This window comes from Scandinavium goeteborgense, assembly GCF_003935895.2.
GTDB lineage: Bacteria > Pseudomonadota > Gammaproteobacteria > Enterobacterales > Enterobacteriaceae > Scandinavium > Scandinavium goeteborgense.
On the sequence record NZ_CP054058.1, the window covers coordinates 2,450,326 to 2,470,780 of the forward strand.

General features: G+C 50.3%; 26 protein-coding genes and 1 pseudogene. 17 read left to right on the top strand and 10 right to left on the bottom strand.

Going from position 1 to position 20,455, the window contains the following annotated elements; genetic code table 11:
- Positions 1–495: 495 nt before the first annotated feature.
- The 7 genes from A8O29_RS12635 to A8O29_RS12665 form a co-directional block, all read right to left on the bottom strand.
- Complete coding sequence (locus tag A8O29_RS12635; RefSeq protein ID WP_125353948.1) at positions 496–756, bottom strand: hypothetical protein; 261 nt, start codon at positions 754–756, stop codon at positions 496–498.
- A gap of 17 nt (positions 757–773) precedes the next feature.
- Positions 774–1,028: a DNA polymerase III subunit theta gene (locus A8O29_RS12640; RefSeq protein WP_125353947.1), complete on the bottom strand. Its 255-nt coding sequence runs from the start codon at positions 1,026–1,028 to the stop codon at positions 774–776.
- On the bottom strand, positions 1,028–1,354 hold the full coding sequence (locus A8O29_RS12645; protein WP_125353946.1) for a hypothetical protein: 327 nt from the start codon (positions 1,352–1,354) through the stop codon (positions 1,028–1,030). Before A8O29_RS12645 ends, A8O29_RS12640 begins: the two co-directional genes overlap by 1 nt.
- A 146-nt stretch (positions 1,355–1,500) precedes the next feature.
- The gene (locus A8O29_RS12650; protein ID WP_125353945.1) at positions 1,501–2,367 is read right to left on the bottom strand and encodes an ATP-binding protein; all 867 of its coding nucleotides are present in this window, start codon (positions 2,365–2,367) and stop codon (positions 1,501–1,503) included.
- Positions 2,352–3,206, bottom strand: coding sequence for a replication protein (locus tag A8O29_RS12655; protein WP_125353944.1), 855 nt, complete (start codon positions 3,204–3,206; stop codon positions 2,352–2,354). The genes A8O29_RS12650 and A8O29_RS12655 overlap by 16 nt, the downstream gene beginning before the upstream one ends.
- Before the next feature lie 33 nt (positions 3,207–3,239).
- The gene (locus A8O29_RS12660; RefSeq protein ID WP_125353943.1) at positions 3,240–3,539 is read right to left on the bottom strand and encodes a CII family transcriptional regulator; all 300 of its coding nucleotides are present in this window, start codon (positions 3,537–3,539) and stop codon (positions 3,240–3,242) included.
- A 33-nt stretch (positions 3,540–3,572) separates the two neighbouring features.
- On the bottom strand, positions 3,573–3,797 hold the full coding sequence (locus tag A8O29_RS12665) for a transcriptional regulator (protein WP_125353942.1): 225 nt from the start codon (positions 3,795–3,797) through the stop codon (positions 3,573–3,575).
- Positions 3,798–3,907: 110 nt separating this feature from the next.
- Here A8O29_RS12665 and A8O29_RS12670 point away from each other — a divergent pair, with 110 nt between their 5' ends.
- The 3 genes from A8O29_RS12670 (at position 3,908) to A8O29_RS12680 (ending at position 6,098) form a co-directional block, all read left to right on the top strand.
- Positions 3,908–4,597: an XRE family transcriptional regulator gene (locus A8O29_RS12670; protein WP_125353941.1), complete on the top strand. Its 690-nt coding sequence runs from the start codon at positions 3,908–3,910 to the stop codon at positions 4,595–4,597.
- 98 nt (positions 4,598–4,695) lie between these two features.
- On the top strand, positions 4,696–5,169 hold the full coding sequence (locus tag A8O29_RS12675) for a DUF6932 family protein (RefSeq protein WP_125353940.1): 474 nt from the start codon (positions 4,696–4,698) through the stop codon (positions 5,167–5,169).
- Positions 5,166–6,098: a hypothetical protein gene (locus A8O29_RS12680; protein ID WP_125353939.1), complete on the top strand. Its 933-nt coding sequence runs from the start codon at positions 5,166–5,168 to the stop codon at positions 6,096–6,098. The genes A8O29_RS12675 and A8O29_RS12680 overlap by 4 nt, the downstream gene beginning before the upstream one ends.
- Before the next feature lie 740 nt (positions 6,099–6,838).
- Here A8O29_RS12680 and A8O29_RS12685 read toward each other — a convergent pair.
- Entirely contained in the window at positions 6,839–7,303 is a 465-nt protein-coding gene (locus A8O29_RS12685; protein ID WP_125353938.1) for a hypothetical protein, read from the bottom strand.
- A 25-nt stretch (positions 7,304–7,328) separates the two neighbouring features.
- Positions 7,329–7,559: a hypothetical protein gene (locus A8O29_RS12690; RefSeq protein ID WP_125353937.1), complete on the bottom strand. Its 231-nt coding sequence runs from the start codon at positions 7,557–7,559 to the stop codon at positions 7,329–7,331.
- 720 nt (positions 7,560–8,279) lie between these two features.
- Here A8O29_RS12690 and A8O29_RS12695 point away from each other — a divergent pair.
- The 10 genes and pseudogenes from A8O29_RS12695 (at position 8,280) to A8O29_RS12735 (ending at position 12,995) form a co-directional block, all read left to right on the top strand.
- The gene (locus tag A8O29_RS12695) at positions 8,280–9,275 is read left to right on the top strand and encodes a hypothetical protein (RefSeq protein WP_125353935.1); all 996 of its coding nucleotides are present in this window, start codon (positions 8,280–8,282) and stop codon (positions 9,273–9,275) included.
- An 8-nt stretch (positions 9,276–9,283) separates the two neighbouring features.
- On the top strand, positions 9,284–9,454 hold the full coding sequence (locus A8O29_RS12700) for a hypothetical protein (protein ID WP_168713853.1): 171 nt from the start codon (positions 9,284–9,286) through the stop codon (positions 9,452–9,454).
- 8 nt (positions 9,455–9,462) lie between these two features.
- On the top strand, positions 9,463–10,089 hold the full coding sequence (locus A8O29_RS12705; RefSeq protein ID WP_125353934.1) for an ERF family protein: 627 nt from the start codon (positions 9,463–9,465) through the stop codon (positions 10,087–10,089).
- Between the two features lie 38 nt (positions 10,090–10,127).
- Positions 10,128–10,409, top strand: a complete 282-nt coding sequence (locus tag A8O29_RS12710) for a hypothetical protein (protein WP_125353933.1) — start codon at positions 10,128–10,130, stop codon at positions 10,407–10,409.
- Complete coding sequence (locus A8O29_RS22760; RefSeq protein ID WP_246316687.1) at positions 10,406–10,870, top strand: hypothetical protein; 465 nt, start codon at positions 10,406–10,408, stop codon at positions 10,868–10,870. Before A8O29_RS12710 ends, A8O29_RS22760 begins: the two co-directional genes overlap by 4 nt.
- Before the next feature lie 59 nt (positions 10,871–10,929).
- Positions 10,930–11,232, top strand: a pseudogene (locus A8O29_RS22765) (phage N-6-adenine-methyltransferase); the annotation flags it as partial.
- 504 nt (positions 11,233–11,736) lie between these two features.
- Positions 11,737–12,315, top strand: coding sequence for a phage N-6-adenine-methyltransferase (locus A8O29_RS22770; protein ID WP_246316674.1), 579 nt, complete (start codon positions 11,737–11,739; stop codon positions 12,313–12,315).
- On the top strand, positions 12,312–12,536 hold the full coding sequence (locus A8O29_RS12725) for a hypothetical protein (RefSeq protein WP_125353931.1): 225 nt from the start codon (positions 12,312–12,314) through the stop codon (positions 12,534–12,536). Before A8O29_RS22770 ends, A8O29_RS12725 begins: the two co-directional genes overlap by 4 nt.
- 1 nt (position 12,537) lies before the next feature.
- Positions 12,538–12,756 (top strand): TraR/DksA family transcriptional regulator, encoded by a 219-nt coding sequence (locus A8O29_RS12730; protein ID WP_125353930.1) that lies wholly within the window; start codon positions 12,538–12,540, stop codon positions 12,754–12,756.
- Entirely contained in the window at positions 12,756–12,995 is a 240-nt protein-coding gene (locus A8O29_RS12735) for a DUF4222 domain-containing protein (protein WP_125353929.1), read from the top strand. The genes A8O29_RS12730 and A8O29_RS12735 overlap by 1 nt, the downstream gene beginning before the upstream one ends.
- A 5-nt stretch (positions 12,996–13,000) precedes the next feature.
- On the opposite strand, the gene A8O29_RS12740 is transcribed toward A8O29_RS12735, so the two are convergent.
- The gene (locus tag A8O29_RS12740) at positions 13,001–13,213 is read right to left on the bottom strand and encodes a hypothetical protein (RefSeq protein ID WP_125353928.1); all 213 of its coding nucleotides are present in this window, start codon (positions 13,211–13,213) and stop codon (positions 13,001–13,003) included.
- Between the two features lie 252 nt (positions 13,214–13,465).
- Here A8O29_RS12740 and A8O29_RS12745 point away from each other — a divergent pair, with 252 nt between their 5' ends.
- From A8O29_RS12745 to ompC, 4 genes are all read left to right on the top strand, one after another.
- Positions 13,466–13,711, top strand: coding sequence for an excisionase family protein (locus A8O29_RS12745; protein WP_125353927.1), 246 nt, complete (start codon positions 13,466–13,468; stop codon positions 13,709–13,711).
- Positions 13,712–13,763: 52 nt separating this feature from the next.
- Entirely contained in the window at positions 13,764–15,065 is a 1,302-nt protein-coding gene (locus A8O29_RS12750; RefSeq protein ID WP_125353926.1) for a site-specific integrase, read from the top strand.
- Positions 15,066–15,097: 32 nt separating this feature from the next.
- Entirely contained in the window at positions 15,098–18,622 is a 3,525-nt protein-coding gene (gene nifJ / locus A8O29_RS12755) for a pyruvate:ferredoxin (flavodoxin) oxidoreductase (protein WP_125353925.1), read from the top strand.
- A gap of 362 nt (positions 18,623–18,984) precedes the next feature.
- On the top strand, positions 18,985–20,115 hold the full coding sequence (gene ompC, locus A8O29_RS12760) for a porin OmpC (RefSeq protein ID WP_125353924.1): 1,131 nt from the start codon (positions 18,985–18,987) through the stop codon (positions 20,113–20,115).
- Positions 20,116–20,455 lie beyond the last annotated feature (340 nt).

Consider the following 20,455-nt stretch of genomic DNA (forward strand, 5'->3'; position numbering starts at 1 on the left):
AATGCAGGAAATCGCAGGTGCATTTCTGCATCTGTGACTTGTGGGAATGTGTTCTGATTGTCGTTTGCACTTTGAGTCCCCTCAAAGCGCAGAAGTCACCGGAGTTGTTCAGGCTCCGGTGACATGATTATGGCGGGTTGATTGCTGAAAATCAATTTGTGGATAGCGACAAAAAACTATTTACGGGATCCATCCTTCACCGCAATTTCCTGTCTCTCTCATCCACTCATGACCGCATACTGAGCACTTGTAATAGCGCTCATTTGCTTCACGTCCGTGATGGCTGAAGTTAACAGATTTTTCATCTTGCAAAACCATGCATGCAAGAGGATTGTCCCTTCGACCAAGAGGTTGTTTGTTACAAACTTCACAAGTCATAAATCACGGACCCTACACATTATTTGTCTGTAACTAACATTATACCGACAAAAAATTGGTTAAGATGCGGGCAAATTGTAAAGCATGTGTATACCTTCAGTTACCGTCTTAGGGATTTTACTTTTTAGCGTCAAATCCCACATGATGAGAAGCGACTTCAGTGAATTTACGAACCACATCCATGGCAAAATCTCCTCTCTCAGCAAGTTTCCAAACCCAATGCACCACTTGTTGAGCGTTTGTTAAGCGAGTAAGAGGAATTGAATAAACCTGACCATGGACGTCTATCACCTCAAGGTCATCCAAGCATACCTTAACCAGATCATCAAGCTCCCTTTCTCTTTCAAGAATCCTTGTGATGCTCATGCTATTTTCCATTTCGGTCTCCTAAAAATCTATTTTACATTATGCTCATTCATTTCAATGTAACGAGGATCGGATGGTTTCGGCAACGAAATGCTCACCTCATGATAATGGCGCAGACGTTCAAGAAAGTAATCTCGCAGATGTGCAGTATGCTCGCGCATCACCACTTCGGCTATGGTTGGCATGTTCAGGCGCTCTTTATACGCCACTCCGGAGGCCGCAAGGTCGACGTTGACCTTGTCGCGCTCTTCCTGCGGTTTTGCAGCAATATTCCAGTCAGTCATTAGTCAGCAGTTCTACCGTGCCAGCGTTTGTTACTTTCTGAGATTCGATCCGTATCTACGGACTCGACCTCCCCTTCGGAAAATCTAATGGCATTTGCTTTATTTAGTGCGGCCCTGGCTTCTTCTTCGGCCTTACTGAAATGCACCTTCTTTCTTCCTCTGAAACTGCCAACGCGGATTTTGGAAGATGTCTGTGCCTTGTGCTTGCTAATCCGTAACTGTGCCGCCAAATGGGCTTTTGCCTCGGTCCGGTTAGCGGGCTTCCTCTTGACTAACTCAAGGTCTAATTTGTATTGCTGATCGGCATTTAGCTTCTTCGGCTTCATGATGTCACCCTCAAACAAAGTCCGTTTATCATAGAATAAAAGGCCCCTAAGGGCCTTGATAAATATCTATGCTAAACCTCTCCGTTCTGACGTACTTCACTTCACCTCCTGCTGCGGCGATGCTGTGATTTGTTCGATTGTCATGTTCATGCCTTGCTCCTGTAGCTATCCCAAGTGAACGCCAGGGTGCAGCCACCACCGTCGTTCATGCGGTCAATTACACGCTCGCCGATAAACGCGGCCAGCTCTTCTTTGCTCTGATTGCTGATGAGGATCGTCGGCTTCATGCGCTCATAGCGGGTGTTAATGATTTCGAACATGATGAGCTTCTCCGCCTCACTACCGAACTGCACACCAACCTCATCGATGATCAGCAGGTCCGCACGGGTGAAGTGTCCGATCACGTCGTCTTCGCAACGAGTCGATGCTTTCGACCAGGTCGATTTGAATTCGCGCGCAATCTTCAGAGCTGTGGTGAAAATTACCGGGCTCTGGTGCTGCTCGATAACGTACCGGGCGATCGCCAACGCAAGGTGGTTTTTGCCGGTTCCCGGCTTGCCACACATGACCATCCCACCGCCCTGCTTCAGGCGTTCAGGCCATTTGTCGGCATAGGCTCTGCAAACTCGCAGTGCACGCTCAGAGTCTTTACCAACTGGTTGGTAGTTATCCAGCGTGCAGGACACAAAGCGCTCCGGGATCTCAAGCTGCCGCAGCAGACGCTCGACGTTCTGCTGGCGACTCCGGTTTTCCCAGCGGACTTTCTCATCTTTCAGGAAGTCCAGTTCTTCTCTCAGGCAGCCAGGGCAGCGCGTTGGAGGCGATGGGAGCTTGATAGGACTCCCAATCAGAACACGCTTGCGCTGCTCGTATTCGCCGTGTTTCTCGCAGCACACGGTTTCGCAGATAACATCGCAATTTTGGATTTGCTCTGGCGGCCTGGCCAGGATATCCAGCATCTTTTCGATGGTTGAGATTTTTTCTTCCAGTTCCATGCTCAGTCCCTCGCCCATGATGGAATTTCTGTCTGGCCATAGTCTTTTGATGCAAAGTTTTCAGTAATGCGAGACTGTGCACGAACAGGCTGTTTGGCGCTCTTAGGCTCGAACAAGCCTTGCCAGCCATTTGCGATGCTCAGGTTAATAATTTCTTCAGGCTGGTGTCCGTTGCATCGGCAGCGGTCGAGTAGGTTTATGGCATGAGTAACCGTTTGTTGTGATTTGATCGGTTTCTTCAGGTCACGACGGTATGCAACCCACGAAGACCAGACCGAAGTCGATAACCATTCAGGCAGGTCAACACCAGCCGGATCGAACGCAACCGCTTTGGGGGACTTAGGGGGGTTATTAATACTGTCTTTATTGTCTTTTGTTAGTTTGTCTTTTGTGTTTACCTGATTCGGGTAAGTGCCGTTACCTGATTCGGGTAAACTTTCCTTACCTGATTCGGGTAAATTTACCTCTTTCGGGTAAACTTTATTTTCCTTACCTGATTCGGGTAATTTCATCCATTCACTAACCGTCTTATTGATGCCAACTACACGACCTGTTTGAGCGAATATCCCGCGCTTCACCAGCGTGCTTTTTGCTGCCGAACACTTGTGCGGAAGAATCCCAGTCATTGATGAGATCTGCTCGTTGCTAACCCAGTCAGACTTTTTGTTAAAGCCATATGTTTTGCGCATGACAGCCATGAAGACCAGCAGCTGATGCTGAGACAATCCAGCCAGCATGACAGCCTCCAGCAATTCGTTAGCGATGCGCGTATAGCCATCTTCGAGATCTGCCACGCGCGGCTCCTTAGGTGCCACGTCAGGCACAGGGAAATTGATTACTTCGGCAGTGTTTGCCATAATTGCTCCTGTGAATTGATCCAGTTATTCGTCTCAGAATTTCATGGTGATTTGATCTGATCGCTCGGTTGCCGCCGGGCGATTTTTCTTTGTGAGAACAGCAGCCACTTCCTTTGCCAGCCTGGCCATGTCGTCATCGACAACGCCCCACTCCAGAACCGCCAGCAACATCGCCAGCTTCGGCAACATGCTTTCCTTCCAGCGGGTGATACCTGACTTATCCATTCCCAGCGCCTTCGCGACGTTTGTCGAACCACGCATGGCAATCTGATTCAGCAGCCACGATTCGATTTTTCGAGCCTGTTGTTTGTTTCGTGATGTTGCGTTTTCCATTTGTGATAATTCCTTTGTGGTTATGGCCGCCGGTCAGGCGGCGTGATTTGGATGCGGAAAAAGTTCTGGAAGATCGGGGCGAATTTCATGAGCCTTAATCTCACCGCCAGTTGCATTGACGATGGCGGTTACTTTTTCTGGAGATACGGAGCCACCGTTTAGCCACTTATGCACGGCTGGCTGACTAACGCCGCAGATGTCTGCGAGTCGCTTCTGACTGCCAACGATGTCTAAAGCTCGCTGAATAACTGTGTTCATGGGTTTTACCTGCCCGATTACTGGATTGGTTAAAAGATAACTCAAGTTATGGGTACTGTCCATAACCTTTGTTATTTTACTCTGCATAACCTCGGTTATATATTGATAAAATGAAAACATTCGCAGAAAGACTGAACGCGGCGATGACGGCCGCAGGCGTATCTCAAGGACAACTGGCTGAAAAAGTCGGAATATCCCAGCCTGCAATTCAAAAGATGACGTCAGGAAAAACTAGCGGCAGCCGTAAGATGGTTGAGATCGCTAATGCTCTGGGAATAAGGCCGGAGTGGCTTAGCTCTGGATCTGGTGAGATGCGTAATGATGGCCAACTCCCTGCCATTGTTACGAAATCAGCTCCTAACGACATCTTCCGCATCGAAGTGCTCGATTTCTGTGTGAGTGCAGGCCCGGGCGTTATCAATAGCGAATTCGTGGAGGTTCTACGTTCTGTGGAATATTCAGTGGATGACGCGCGTCGCATGTTTAATGGTCGCCAGGCTGAACAGGTGCGAATTATAAACGTCCGTGGTGACAGCATGTCCGGAACCATTGAGCCAGGTGATTTGCTGTTCGTTGATATCAGCGTTCAGCACTTCGACGGTGACGGGATTTACGCGTTCATCTACGACGACACATCACATGTGAAGCGACTTCAGAAAATGAAGGACAAGCTACTGGTAATCTCAGATAACCAGACCTATCGGCCGTGGGAGCCGATCGAGAAGGAAGAGATGAACAAGATTTTCGTCTTCGGCAAGGTGATAGGTAGCATGCCACAGACGTACAGGAAACATGGGTAGTGGACATTTATCCAGACAAACCTAATAGCAGTTCAGTGAAATATTTTTTAATACTAACTTAAATATAGATAAAATCTCCTTGATTATAAGGGTTTAGGATGAACAAAATCTGTTTTCCTCCCCTTCTTACTCCCGGTTTTCATGATCTTGATGATAAAAAGGTCAAAGAGCTTTGCGTGGATGCTTTCCCGAACTCCGTGAGAAGAGGTGTGCTATACTGTAATTACATACAGCTAATTGATGACATTAGAAGTATTAATAAGCAGTTCCCATGTTTTATTGAGATTTGGATTGATGGTTCATTTACCACTGAAAAACCGGAACCAGATGATATTGATATACTTTTGGTAATTGATTATTCAATTTTATCGGCTATTCCTGCGATGTTTCATTCGCAGATTGAGATGCTTCTCAATAGACAATACATCAAGCACAATTACCATATTGATTTGCTCCTGCTGTACAAAAACTGTCCTAACAGTGACTATGAAGAAGATAGAATGCACTGGAGAGGCGTGTTCTGCCATGATCGGGAAGACACTCCCAAGGGGATTGCGAGGCTGCCATTATGAACGAGAAAAACAATATGATTTCCTTAAAAGGGCGTATTCAATTCGTTCAGAAAAAGCTCGATGACATCGCATCTCGTGAGGGTGTTAATTTTGCTGATCGCATCATGCAGAACAATATGGAATCGTATATGAGCGATCTCCAAGCCGAGCAAAAAGCGCTCGAAAACAGGCACCCTCTACAAGATTTTATGGAGCTTAGACTTAAAGGCGTATTGGTCGATTTCGGATCCATTCCTTTAGAAATATTGTCTGTCATTTCCAGTAATTTAGCTGCACTAGTTCAAAAAGCCACACATCGAATTGGCTCTGGTAAAGATTCTCGCCGCGTTCCAAATGAGGTTAAAAATTCTTTGAATCTTAGGTTGGCAGATCTAACACCTGGTTCAACTAAATTGGGTGTTACTTTCTCCACTGGGGCATGTGAGCTTGTGGAAACCGTCTCTAGTCAGGCTGTTAAGGAGATATTCTCATTGCTTGATGCTTCTGATGAAGAAACATTCTTAGCGAAAATTGGAGAGATTGGTTCTCAATCTGTCATTAATCTTAAGAACATCGTTGATGAATGCGAAAACAACAGCTTAAATTTTGATCTAACTTGGGTAGGCCCACTGAGTGACGGGGTACAAAAAGTAACGATCAACTCTGATGGTATTAAGCGCCTTACCAGTCGTCTCACAATGACAAAAATTCTCAAACTTCCTGATGAACACATTTCTGGAGAACTTGCTCTTTTATCCATGTATGGCAAGCTTGAGATAGCAAGTGACCATGGAAAGATAAAAGCCTCATATCCTATTGATATGCTTGATGAAATACAGAGAAAACACAAAGTAGGCGAGTATGTTTCTCTAATAGCTAGCGTCACAGAAATCCATAATGAAAGGATAGGTTCATCTCGTCGAAACTATATGATTAAAAACATTAGTTAATTTCTTTCCCGGCCACCGCGCCGGGTTTTTCATGCCTACTCATTCCCCAGCAGTCTCTTGATAGCCTCCAGCTTCGCCGTCTATCGGCGCATCTCCAAAAGACGCAGCACTTCATAAGCTTCATTCCCTGTAAGGGTGTGATCTGCCAGTTTTTCCAGGTCAGCTTTCAGCATCTCAACCTCGACATCGTCGATTGGTAGCCTAATAAATCCCCCTAAGTGATGTTTTTCTAAGCATATCATTCACATTTTACAAAAATAAATTCGTTTAGTTATCAATGAAATATAACCTATGTAATTGTATTTATAATTTAGGTTATTGTCATTACCAATAACTAAGGTTATCTTTAACCCATCGTGACAACACAGCGATGCGGCTACCGAGCCGCGGCGGACAGTAAGTCGCCTGCTCATTAACAAATCAGATCAGCAACGAATTACCCGGTGCGCTCCTGGCAAATTGAAATGGCGCCCAATGGGATTGAGGCAGGTGTGTAACGCGTGGCGGGTATAGCACACGAAGAGGACGCCGTGCCGGGAATGGTTAGTTGCTCAGTCGCCCTGGACATCGGGGCAGATTTACCAGCAGCTCTTTGCGAGGGGCTGACGGTAAGTCAAAAAACGCGACCGAAGTCGCGCTGGATGATTACTTTGGCTGTGGTTGTGGCGGCTTAGGAGTTGGCCGCGGAATAGCATGGTTAGGAATTATTTCTTTTCTGCTCATTGGTCGCCCCGAAGGGTTTACCGTCGAGGTAAATCTCCGGCAAACCAGCCGATTAATTTTATAAACCAGGTGAGCTGCGGATCACCTTCAGGACCGTAACCTTTACGAATATTGGTCCTGATAATTGCCAAATCTGAAAGTGACAGCCATGGCTTATGGTCTCCATCTTCAATCTCGACAATTTTATCCAGCAGATCTTCATCAGAGTATCTCGACTCAAGAGTTAGCAGCTTCATGTATGCCCTGCTCTGCGCCGATGAGTGCTCCGATGCTTTAGCATACTGATAGGTCATCTGAATGGCCGTTAACACAGCCACCGCAAGACCAAACCAGAATACTCCCTGGACTCCAGAGAAAACTGCAGAGCCAAGAATAAGAAGGGTCAGCGATATCAGCTTATCGATACGCCAAGTAATTTTGCTGAACATATACTCAAAATTATATGAATATTCAATTCGATAAAGCAGATCTTCTCTTTCCATTTGGCAAGTTTCTCTTTAACAACCCCTACTTCTTCGGCGCTTGGGCCGGTGCAGGTTTCGGTTGTGGTTTTGGCTGCATACGAGGCGGCATATGATCCTGAACACGAACCGACTGCTCGCTCATTTTATCTCCTGAAATTGTCTGTGGAATAAACAATTTATCAGTTTCCTTTGTCTGTGGAAAGCAGGGAAACCACGCGCCGGGCGTGGATAAATATCCCGGCTCTATTAAGTCGCCTAGTGCGGCTTTTTTCATACCTCAGTCGCTTCACCGAGGCGGCTTAGTTATGACAACCGGCGGCCATCCACCGCCAGAGATTAAGCGCAGAAGTCTTTCACGTTCAGCAGCCCAGCTTACGGGCAAGAGGTAATTATCATGTCAATAATGCACTACGGCACCCAAACAGTATGCCGCGCTGCTATACAGCCCGGAATGCTCATCAAGCACCACGACAGCACCTGGACCGCATCAGCGAACGTCCGGGGGTGTCTCTATCTGCACCGAGGCTATGAGCGCACCTACACCAGAGAGTTATTGGTAGAGGTGTATCTCGACGGGCGCGGTGACGGACTAAAGCACTGATAGATTACTTATTTGGTCCATGCGGAGCCAGGCTGAATTGAAGGGTGTAAACCTTTCCGTCAGGGGCTTTGAAATCGACTTCAAATGAGTTCGGTGGGTTGAAGGGATCTGGAGCATTCCTGGCTATACACGTCGACCGCCACGCTATATGACCATTTCTTTCTTCACCAAGAGAGCGAGACTTCCACCAGTCATACCATGACTGGTCTGTAGGTTGGTCACTCCCCTTTTCTCTTACATACCAATGATTCCGTTTCGATCGCTTACCCATTTCAGCTGTCGGGTACATCGGGGACGGAAGCTTCTTATCTATCAGCATCAGACGGGCCTTTTATATGCATACGCTAGATGTGCATTTTGGTCATTCTCATACTTGTTAATCAAGGAAAAAACATGAGCGACTTAGCCCTTATTGAAATCAAACCTGACCAGGCACCGGTGCTTTACACCCCGAACGGCCTGGAAGCTTTCCTTGAGCAAATCCGCCAGGCAGTGAACGAAGTGCCTGACCTTTCCACTAAGAAGGGTCGTGACCGCGTAGCCTCTCTGGCGGCGCAGGTATCACGTAGCAAGACGGCAATCGAGAAGCCGGGCCGCGAGTATCTGAAGCGCCTGAAAGAAGCGGTGAAGCCCGCCGAAGTCGAAATTAAGCGCTTCGTTGATGCCTGCGACGAATTACGTGATGCAACCCGCCGCCCGCTCACCGAATGGGAAGCAGAGCAGGAAAAAATTCGTGTGGAAGAAGAATTTAATGCTATGCACGAAGAAGCTCTTGTGATGAACAGGATGTTCGATGATCAGCGTGCCACGCAGATAGAAGCAGACCATGAAATGGCCCTGCTGATGAACGATAAGTTCGACCGTGACCGCGAAGAACAGCGCCGCCTGGCAGAACAGGCTCAGCGCGAACGTGACGATCGGTTAAAGCAGGAAGCCGCCGAGCAGGCCAAACGCGATGCAGAAGAAAAGCACAAAGCAGAGCTCGAAGCAGCTGCGCGACGTGAGGCTGAGGCAAAAGAAGCAGTTCAGCTAGCTGAATGGCAGAGGAAGCAGGCTGAAGAGCAAGCTGAACAGGCTAAGCAAGCGGCCGCCGCCCGCGCAGAACGTGAGAAGCAGGAAGCCATTGCGGCAGAACAACGCCGGGCTCAGGAAGAAGCTGATCGCATTAAGCGCGAAGCCGAAGCAAAGGAAGCGGCCCGGCTGGCAGAAGAGAAACGCATCGCTGATGAAACCGCTAAGCGTGAAGCCGACGTGAAGCATCGCAAGGCCGTCGGCACCGATATCGTCAATGCTCTCACCGTAAATACCAGTCTGACCCGCGAGCAAGCTATCGAAGTGCTTACGGCGTTGAAAGATGGCTTGGTTCCACGCACCAAAATTCATTACTGAGGTGACTCATGACACTCGAAACCACCGTCAAAGCCAGCAAGCTTGCCCGGCGTAAGTTCACACAGTCTGCGCTTTATTACCGTGAGAAAGGAAACCGCAAGATGATGCGGATCGAACTCAACCTTGCGCGCTTTGAGGTCGCCAATCAGCGCTACTTCCTCGGCCCTGCACCGTTCTGAGGTTCATTATGGAAAACAAGAAGGTATATGCGGCAATCAGTGGGGTTGCCGCGCAGCTGGCTGAGCAAGGGATTCAGAAGGCCCGAAAACAAGGTAGCCAGGTTAACTATGCGTTTCGTGGTATTGACGACGTTTACAACGCATTGGCCCCTGCTCTGGTTAAACACAAGCTTGTGATACTTCCTCGCTATACGGAACGAACGAGTGTAGAGCGAGTGAGTAAAAGCGGCGGCGCGTTATTCTACATCACGGTGCGCGGGGACTTTGACTTCGTCAGCACGGAGGACGGAAGCGTCCACTCGGTCACAACCTATGGCGAGGCTATGGATAGCGGAGACAAGGCCACAAACAAGGCTATGTCGATCGCTTACAAGTACGCTGCATTTCAGGCCTTCTGCATTCCGACAGAAGAAACAGCCATTGATGCTGACGCGTATGCCCACCAGGTTCAACCTGCCGATGCCGATCAAATCCTGTCCGAATTTACCCAGTACGCCAGTACTGAGAATGATGGGAAGAAACTGCAGGAACGTTATGCCGAAACCTGGACGCGGCTTAACGGTTACGCAGATCACCAGGCTAAATGCAAAGACGTAACCGGCATTCGAATTAAAGAACTGAAACAGGTGGTATAAGCCGCCTTCCCTTACTGGACGGCCCCGCCGTTACCGCTATGAAACCAGAATCGATCCTGAACATTCTGCGCAAAGACGCGCGGAACAACATCACTGCGTTCCACCGTTCACAGACAGCGCGCGGGGCTCGAGCCCATACAGCCGGGATAACACTCAACTATCACGAACCCTATTACGAGGGGTGGGCGCCAGCTCTGGAGATGCAGGAGGTGTTCATCACCCCTGCAGCCCTGTCTCAGATTGAACAGCACCTGGCCATGGAGGTTTGGGGCAACGGAACAATCGGCGGCCGTATTTACCGTTTGAAGGAGGCGCAATGAGATGTGAACGCTGGCAGGAGTGGGAAACGAAGTTTCTGCAAGAAGTGGGAGGCTCTATGCCCATTCACCTCATCGCTGAGAAGCTGGAGCGGTCAAACGGCTCCATTTACAGCAAAGCTGCGGCAATCGGTGTCGACCTGATTGATTTGCGTCGTGGGCGCCCCTGGACAAAAGCAGAGGAATTTATGTTTGGTCATTTTTCATGTGAAGAAATAGCGGAGGCAACCCGACGCACCATCGCCTCGGTACGTTGCAAGCGCCATAAGCTGGAGAAGGAAAACGGCGGATCACTCATTCCCGCCTGGACGCGTGACGAGCTTGAACTGCTCTGGCGCCACAACAACGCCCGGGTGGCAGAGCTAACCGGTCGCAGTATTGAGGAAGTTGGCGATCGTCGGCTGCAGGCCAACATTGAGCGGAAGGGATGGGACATGAAAGATCCGGAACAGGAGGTCGCATGAGCATCCCTCAAGTTGTCAGTTTCTCAGGTGGTAGAACCTCGGCTCATCTCGTCCATTTAATGGAGCAACGGAGACTAGCTGGCGAAGAGGTTCACTACGTTTACATGGACACCGGGGCCGAACATAAAGGGACCTACGAGTTCATCAAGAAGGTTGCGCGCGAGTGGTCGATAAACCTGATCTGCCTCCGGGTAAAGGTTAACCCTGAGCTCGGTAAAGCAAACAGTTACTCAGTGGTCTCGCTGGATGAAATAGGCCCCGATCTTCAACCATGGAAGGATGTCTGCGAAAAATACGGTACACCATACGTTCACGGCGCATTCTGCACGCGCACGATGAAAATGGAGGTTTATGAAAGATTTTGTCGGGATACATTCGGCCAGTACCACACATGGATTGGTATTCGTGCTGACGAGCAGCGCAGGTTAAAGCCACGGGATGGCGTCAGTTATCTGGCAGATATAAGCGACTTTGATAAACAAGACATTCTCGACTGGTGGAAGGATCAGCCGTTTGATCTTGGCATTCCTGAGCACCTTGGCAACTGCGTTTTCTGTATCAAGAAAGGAATTAATAAGGTCGCCCTCGCCACCCGCGACGAGCCGGAGCTCGCCGCTGAATTCTGGAGCCTGATTACAGACCCTTCCGTTAGAATTGTGGAACGCCGCCAGCAGGAAAACAAAATCATGTACCGCGGCAACAACTCGCTTGAGAGCGTAATCGCAATGTTCTCCGATAGCTCGCGCGAAGATATTGCAGCGACAATAAAAGGTGGTGGCGGGTATGACCCAAACTCATGTACCGAAAGCTGTGAAGCTCTGACGTGCGAAGTAGGTGATATTCCTGAGCAAGAGGCAGAAGAGCCCATGGAAGAAGAGAGTCAAATCTCGATCCGCGCTGGATATGGAGGAAGTAACACTCCGGCAGAACAACGCGACCTCTGGCGTACTCCACCCGCACTTTTCACTTCACTGGATGCTGAATTCTGCTTTCAGCTCGACGCAGCAGCAGCGCCTCAAAACGCGCTATGCCGTCACTTCATAACCCTCGAGCAGAACACACTAGAGACGTCGTGGAGCGATTACCTGAGCGTTCCCGGTTACGTCTGGCTGAATCCGCCTTATAGCGACATCACACCATTCGTGAAAAAAGCCGCGGCTGAGAGCGCCAACCAGATCGGCACCGTCATGCTTGTTCCTGCGGATACCTCGGTCGGATGGTTCCGTGAGGCTATCGAGACCGCAAGTGAAGTGCGCTTCATCACTGCCGGGAGGCTCGCATTTATCAACCCGATCACCAAAAAGCCTGTCAGCGGTAATAACAAGGGCAGCATGCTGATTATCTGGCGACCGTTCCCACGGACGCATTGCCAGTTCACCGCAGTTGAGCGTGACGAATTGATGACATTTGGCGCGAAACTTCTCGTCCGACGGGAGGCTGCATGAAGCTAACGACCACTGAGCAAGAGAACGCCCTATGCGCCACAGCACGGAACTGCAATGACGAACTGAAGGCCGCGATGAAGCAGAAGCCCAAGCCAAAGTTCGACACCGTCAGCAGGCCGTTACTGGCCAAGCATTACGAAAAGCTAAAGGGACTCGGTGTCCCTTTTGTTTTGTTCATCTACACCATAGGCCGGATTAACGGCCAGTTCAGGGAGCATTGATATGGCCGACATCGTTGATTCAGCAGCTGAAATTGAAGAGTTACAACGTAACAACGCCCTCGCCGCTCACCGACTAAACCGCAACGCCGTATCAGCTGAACATTGCAGTGAATGCGGCGAAGACATCCCGGCGCCGCGGCGCGCTGCCGTTCCCGGCTGCCAGACATGCGCTGAATGCCAAAGCATTATCGAATTGAGGAATAAACAGCGAGGTGCGTGATGTTTGCACTCATTCAAAGAGGTCAGATTTACGCTGACCAGCACGGTTGGCCCGTACTAATTAACAGCAGCACATCAGAAATAGTCCGCTACTGGCGACAGGGCCGGATCAACACCGCTTCAATCGACCGATTCAACAACGACTTCGAATATCTCAATCACCGTGAGGCGGCACAGATACGCGCTGAACTGGAGAAGAGCGAGCACATTAAATCGCTGCGCGCCCAGCGTGCGGCATGAGGAAGTTAACCAATCATCCCGAAATGTTTCATCGCTTGCTCGATAAGCGGGACGAAATTATCAGGGCATTCATACACCCTTGAGTCAGGAGAAATGCGGTTGGGTGCCTGTCTCATTTGAAATCCATTCAAATGTTTAACATGAGCGATATGGCATGTTTTAACGCTGACGCCATTATGGGCTTTTACGTATTCCTGGATCTGCTTATAAGTAGCCATACATCCCTCCATTTCAATGTGACTCAATATACCTGACAGGTAACGCAACCGATATCCAGTTATGAGCTGGCTATTGGGTGCGAAAGCACTGCCACCGTTATCCCTTTTGCCCGGTTAGTCCGGGCGTTTTTATCTACGTACAAGCGAAGATTCATCTAATCGATATCTGGTATTGCTACTCACGGGAAAATCCTGCATGAAATTTTGCGGTATCTTTCCGATGTAGTGGCCTTGCATTGAACCGAGGTGACTATGGAACACATTATCCAGCTGACTCCGAATAAATGGGTAGCTGAAAAAGTGCTGATCGCGGTGACCGGCTTAAAGCCAGGAACCATTCTCAGAGCAAGAAAAGAATCTTGGATGGTCGGCAGAGAATACGTACATGTGTCCCCTGACGGCGTCCCAAAGCCAACAAGTGAGTGTCTCTATAATCGCGAAGCCGTGGATCGCTGGATAGAGAATCAAATATCAAAACAGCCGGGAATAGACCTTTGATGTGCCCTGCTGTGTGGTTACTCTAATTGAGCTCTTGGGCGCAGGAGGACAAATGGTAAAACCAACATATCCAACCGGCGTTGAAAACCACGGTGGAAAACTGCGTATCGTTTTCCATTACAAAGGCAGGCGCATACGCGAAAGCTTGGGCGTGCCTGATACACCGAAAAACAGAAAAATAGCTGGCGAGCTGAGGACATCAGTTTGTTTTGCGATTAAGACAGGAAGTTTTAACTACGCGGCTCAGTTTCCGGACTCTGTGAATCTGCGTCATTTCGGCCTACAGAGTAAAGAAATCACGCTGTCAGACCTGTCTGAAAAATGGCTGGCTCTGAAGAGGATGGAAACCTCAAACAACACGATGCGTAGCTACGAATCCGTGATCAAAATTATGGTGAACTGGCTTGGAGCAAGGAAGTTGATTTCAGCGGTGAACCAGGAAGATCTTTTGTTCTTGCGAAAAGAACTCCTGACCGGCGCTCACCTACTGAAGGGCGGACAGAAGAAGGCGAAAATGGGGCGAAAAGCACCTACCGTTAATGGGTACATGGTGATAACTGGTGGCATGTTCCAGTTTGCGGCATCAAATGGGTATATCGAAAAGAACCCGTTTGAAGGGATTTCGTTGTTGAAGAAATCAAAACCGGAGCCTGATCCATTAGAAAGAGATGAGTTTGTACGGTTGATAGAGGCAGCCAATCATCCGCAGATCAAGAATCTATGGTCCCTCGCTGTCTATACTGGAATGAGACATGGTGAACTTTGTGCCCTTGCCTGGGAAGACATAGATCTGAAAGCCGGGACTATCATTGTTAGAAGGACGTATACGCGCGCGAAAGAATTCACGCTGCCGAAGACAGATTCAGGCACTGATCGAATCATCCATTTGATTCAGCCGGCTATCGAAGCTCTGAAAAGCCAGCTTGAATTGACCCGGCTGGGAAAACAAAAAAAGGTCGAAGTGAAGTTGCGCGAGTACGGACGCTCAAGCACTCACCCCTGCACCTTTGTGTTTAACCCAGAGGTCACCAGAAAAAATCCGGCGGGAACGAACCACTATTCAGTAACGTCGTTGTCCTCCTCCTGGGAGGGATTGACTAAACGAGCCGGGATCAGATATCGAAATCCATATCAGTCCCGCCACACATACGCATGCTGGGCATTAGCTGTTGGGGCAAACCCGACGTTTATAGCAACTCAGATGGGGCACCGGAACGCTCAGATGGTCTACATCGTATATGGAGCATGGATGAGTGAGAACAATGCAGATCAGGTTGGGATACTAAATCAAAAAATGCCTGCTACTGCCCCAGTGGTGCCCCAGGCTGTACAACAGACAGCCAAAAGGCCATGAAAATCTTATAGTTAAGCAATGAGACAAACCATATGATTACAACAGACGGTAACGGCGCATGCGCGTCGGTGGCGTTTCGCACCAGCGAAGTGATTGCCATCTACCCGATAACGCCAAGCTCAACGATGGCGGAACAGGCTGATGCCTGGGCGGGGAACGGGCTGAAAAACGTCTGGGGCGATGTGCCCCGGGTTGTCGAAATGCAGTCTGAAGCGGGCGCGATTGCCGCGGTTCACGGCGCATTGCAGACCGGCGCCCTCTCCACGTCCTTTACCTCTTCGCAGGGATTGCTGTTGATGATCCCGACGCTGTACAAACTGGCCGGGCAGCTGACGCCGTTTGTGCTGCACGTCGCGGCGCGTACCGTCGCGACCCACGCCCTGTCTATTTTTGGCGATCACTCCGATGTGATGGCCGTGCGCCAGACCGGCTGTGCGATGCTCAGCGCGGCTAATGTGCAGGAAGCGCAGGATTTTGCGCTGATTTCACATATCGCGACCCTCAAAAGCCGCGTGCCATTCATTCATTTCTTTGATGGTTTCCGCACGTCGCATGAGATCAACAAAATCGTGCCGCTGGCCGATGACACTATTCTCAATCTGCTGCCGCAAGCCGAAATCGATGCGCACCGCACTCGCGCGCTGAACCCGGAGCATCCGGTGATCCGCGGCACGTCCGCTAACCCGGACACCTACTTCCAGTCTCGTGAAGCGACCAACCCGTGGTATGACGCGGTTTACGCTCACGTCGAACAGGCGATGAATGATTTCGCCAGCGCCACTGGTCGCCAGTACAAACCGTTCGAATATTACGGCCACCCGCAGGCCGAACGCGTTATCGTTCTGATGGGTTCGGCGATTGGCACCTGCGAGGAAGTGGTTGATGAACTGCTGACCCGCGGTGAAAAAGTCGGCGTGCTGAAAGTCCGTCTGTATCGTCCGTTCTCCGCCGCTCATCTGCTGGCAGAGATCCCGCAAAGCGTGAAAACGCTGGCGGTGATGGATCGCACCAAAGAGCCTGGCGCGCACGCCGAACCTCTGTATCTCGATGTGATGACCGCCCTGGCGGAAGCCTTTAACAGCGGTGAGCGCGAAACGTTGCCGCGCGTCATTGGCGGGCGCTACGGCCTGTCGTCGAAAGAGTTCGGCCCGGACTGCGTACTGGCCGTATTCAACGAGCTGAGCGCCGCTAAACCGAAGCCGCGTTTCACCGTCGGCATTTACGACGACGTGACCAATTTGTCCCTGCCGCTGCCGGAAAACACCCTGCCGTCTACCGCCAAGCTCGAAGCGCTGTTTTACGGGCTGGGCAGCGACGGCAGCGTGTCGGCAACCAAAAACAATATCAAAATCATCGGCAACTCGACGCCGTGGTATGCCCAGGGCTATTTCGTGTATGACTCGAAAAAAGCCGGTGGTTTGACAGTGTCGCATCTGCGTGTCTCTGAACAGCCGGTGCGTTCGGCGTATCTGGTGTCGCAGGCGGATTTTGTGGGCTGTCACCAGCTGCAGTTCATCGACAAATATCAAATGGCCGAGCGCCTGAAGCCGGGTGGGATTTTCCTACTCAACACGCCTTACAGCGTCGAAGAAGTGTGGTCTCGCCTGCCGCGTGAGGTTCAGGCTGTTCTGAATCAGAAACAGGCCCGCTTTTATATCGTCAACGCGGCGAAAATCGCGCGTGAATGTGGCCTGGCGGCGCGCATCAATACCGTGATGCAAATGGCGTTCTTCCAGTTGACGCAAATTCTGCCGGGCGACAGCGCGCTGATTGAACTGCAGGGCGCGATTGCCAAAAGCTACAGCAGCAAAGGCCAGGAGCTGGTCGAGCGCAACTGGCAGGCGCTGGCGATGGCCCGCGAACTGTTGGCAGAAGTGCCGCTGCAGCCGGTCGATACCAACAGTCCGAATCGCCCACCGGTGGTTTCGGATGCCGCGCCTGATTTTGTCAAAACCGTGACGGCTGCGATGCTGGCCGGGCTTGGCGATGCATTGCCGGTTTCCGCGCTTCCGCCGGACGGCACCTGGCCGGTCGGCACCACGCGCTGGGAAAAACGCAATATCGCCGAAGAGATCCCAATCTGGAAAGAAGACCTGTGTACCCAGTGTAACCACTGCGTCGCGGCCTGTCCGCATTCGGCCATTCGCGCCAAAGTGGTGTCACCAGAGGATATGGAAAACGCACCTGCGAGCCTGCATTCGCTGGACGTGAAATCCCGCGATATGCGCGGCCAGAAATATGTGCTGCAGGTCGCACCTGAAGACTGCACCGGCTGTAATCTGTGCGTGGAAGTCTGCCCGGCGAAAGATCGTCAGGATCCAAGTATCAAAGCCATCAATATGATGTCGCGCCTCGATCACGTTGAAGAAGAGAAAGTGAATTATGACTTCTTCCTCGACCTGCCGGAAATCGACAAAACTAAACTGGAACGCATTGATATCCGTACTTCGCAGCTGATCACACCGCTGTTTGAATATTCCGGTGCTTGCTCCGGCTGCGGTGAAACGCCGTACATCAAGTTGCTGACGCAGCTGTATGGCGACCGCATGATGATCGCCAACGCCACCGGCTGTTCGTCTATTTATGGCGGCAACCTGCCCTCAACGCCCTACACCACCGACATTAACGGTCGCGGTCCGGCATGGGCAAACTCACTGTTCGAGGACAACGCCGAGTTCGGCTTAGGCTTCCGTTTATCGGTCGATCAGCACCGCCAACGCGTGATGCGTCTGCTCGACACGTTCGCGGATAAACTTCCGGCTGAGCTGAACGACGCGCTACACGCAGAGGCAACGCCGGAAGTACGTCGTGAACAGGTCGCGTCTTTACGCCAGCATTTGCAGGGCGTAGACGGCGCAACTGAGCTGCTCACCGACGCGGACGCCCTGGTGGAAAAATCCATCTGGCTGATTGGTGGCGACGGCTGGGCTTACGATATCGGCTTTGGTGGTCTCGACCACGTTCTGAGTCTGACCGAAAACGTCAATATTCTGGTGCTGGATACGCAGTGCTATTCCAATACCGGCGGCCAGGCGTCGAAAGCGACCCCGCTCGGCGCGGTGACCAAATTCGGCGAGCACGGCAAGCGTAAATCGCGCAAAGATTTGGGCGTGAGCATGATGATGTACGGGCATGTCTATGTGGCGCAAATCTCGCTCGGCGCGCAGCTTAACCAGACGGTGAAAGCGATTCAGGAAGCAGAAGCGTATCCGGGGCCGTCGCTGATCATCGCCTATAGCCCATGCGAGGAGCATGGTTACGATCTGGCGCTGAGTCACGATCAGATGCGTCAGCTCACCGCCACCGGCTTCTGGCCGCTGTATCGCTTTGATCCGCGTCGTGCTGATGAAGGCAAACTGCCGCTGGCTCTGGATTCGCGTCCACCGTCAGATGCCCTCGCCGACACGCTGATGAAAGAGCAGCGCTTCCGTCGTCTGAATGCGCAGCAGCCTGAGGTTGCCGAACAGTTGTGGAAAGACGCCGCCGCCGATTTGCAAAAACGCTACGATTTCCTTGCGCAAATGGCCGGTAAGGCGGAAAAGTCAGCCAGTGATTAATTATTGCCCACAATCCAAAAATAAATAAAAAAAGCCCGAACATCTGTTCGGGCTTGTCATTTAAATATTGACTAATATAGGAATCACATAACGACACACAGCAACATCTCAATTTGTGTGGCAAATTAGGCATATAACGGCGCCATATTATCCCGATTTACTCCCCCTGTATAATTCCCACGATCAATGATTCCTCATCATTCATTCACCGAATCAATCAAGGTTTCAGCTGAATTATTTTATTTAGATTTTACTCATATAGTAACAAATGAGGCTTACCTTCTTTAGATATCTCTACATTAGCATGGCCTTACTTCCCGTAAGGAAGGCAGAGTATAAAAACAGCTTAAAGGATTATTAAAATGAAAAGAAAAGTACTGGCACTCGTAATCCCTGCGTTATTAACTGCAGGCGCAGTTCACGCAGCAGAAATTTATAATAAAGATGGCAACAAACTTGATCTGTACGGCAAAGTTGATGGCCTGCACTACTTCTCCGATAGCGATAAAGCAAATGGCGATCAGTCCTACATCCGTGTTGGCTTCAAAGGCGAAACACAGATTACTGACCAGCTGACCGGTTACGGCCAGTGGGAATACAACGTTCAGGCGAACAACACTGAAGGTTCCAGCGATCAGGCTTGGACTCGTCTGGGCTTCGCAGGTCTGAAATTCGGCGATTACGGTTCATTCGACTACGGTCGTAACTACGGCGTACTGTACGACGTAGAAGCATGGACTGACGTCCTGCCAGAGTTCGGTGGAGACTCCTACACCAAAGCCGACAACTTCATGACGGGTCGTGCTAACGGTGTTGCAACCTACCGTAACAGCGACTTCTTCGGTCTGGTTGATGGCCTGAACTTCGCTGTTCAGTACCAGGGTAAAAACGAAGGCGCTAGCAACGAAGCTGAAGGTACTGCAAGCCGTGGCGATATGAAGAAAAATTCATATCGTAACGACAATGGCGACGGCTGGGGTCTCTCCACCACTTATGACATCGGTGCTGGCTTCAGCGCGGGTGCTGCGTACGCGTCTTCAGACCGTACCAACGATCAACAGCTCTATACCACTGCTGGCGGCGAAAAAGCTGACGCATGGACTGCTGGCCTGAAGTATGACGCGAACAACGTCTACCTCGCGACCATGTATTCTGAAACCCGTAACATGACTCCTTACGGTGATGTTAACGGTGTTGCAAACAAAACTCAGAACTTCGAAGTTACCGCACAGTACCAGTTCGACTTCGGTCTGCGTCCAGAAGTCTCTTACCTGCAGTCTAAAGGTAAGGACCTGAACAACATCGACGGCACCTCTGCTGGCGATCAGGATCTGGTTAAATACGTATCCGTGGGCGCGACTTACTACTTCAACAAAAATATGTCTACCTACGTTGATTACAAAATCAACCTGCTGGACGACAACACCTTCACCAACGATAACGGTATCAACACCGACGACGTTGTTGCTTTAGGTCTGGTTTACCAGTTCTAATGTAGTCGAAGTTTGTTGTAATAAACCCGCCGATATCGGCGGGTTTTTTTATGTCTGAAAATCCTAACCGGATTCGGTATTAGCGCTAAGAATGGACCTATGTGGCCTTCTTCTCCCCTGCGGCTGACCTCAAATAGTCTGCCAAGTTCACTTAATTAATTCGTTGAGAAAGAAACGACACGCGAAAATGTAACAGTGAGGGATAAGTTCAATCTTTTTCCTATCGCACGATATGGATAAAAACAATTGCCGACCGGATGTTTTTTGTTCAACCCTACCTCTCACAACAAACCCGGAACGTTAAATTCAATAGCATCCGTTTTTCTTCCGCTTTTACTGC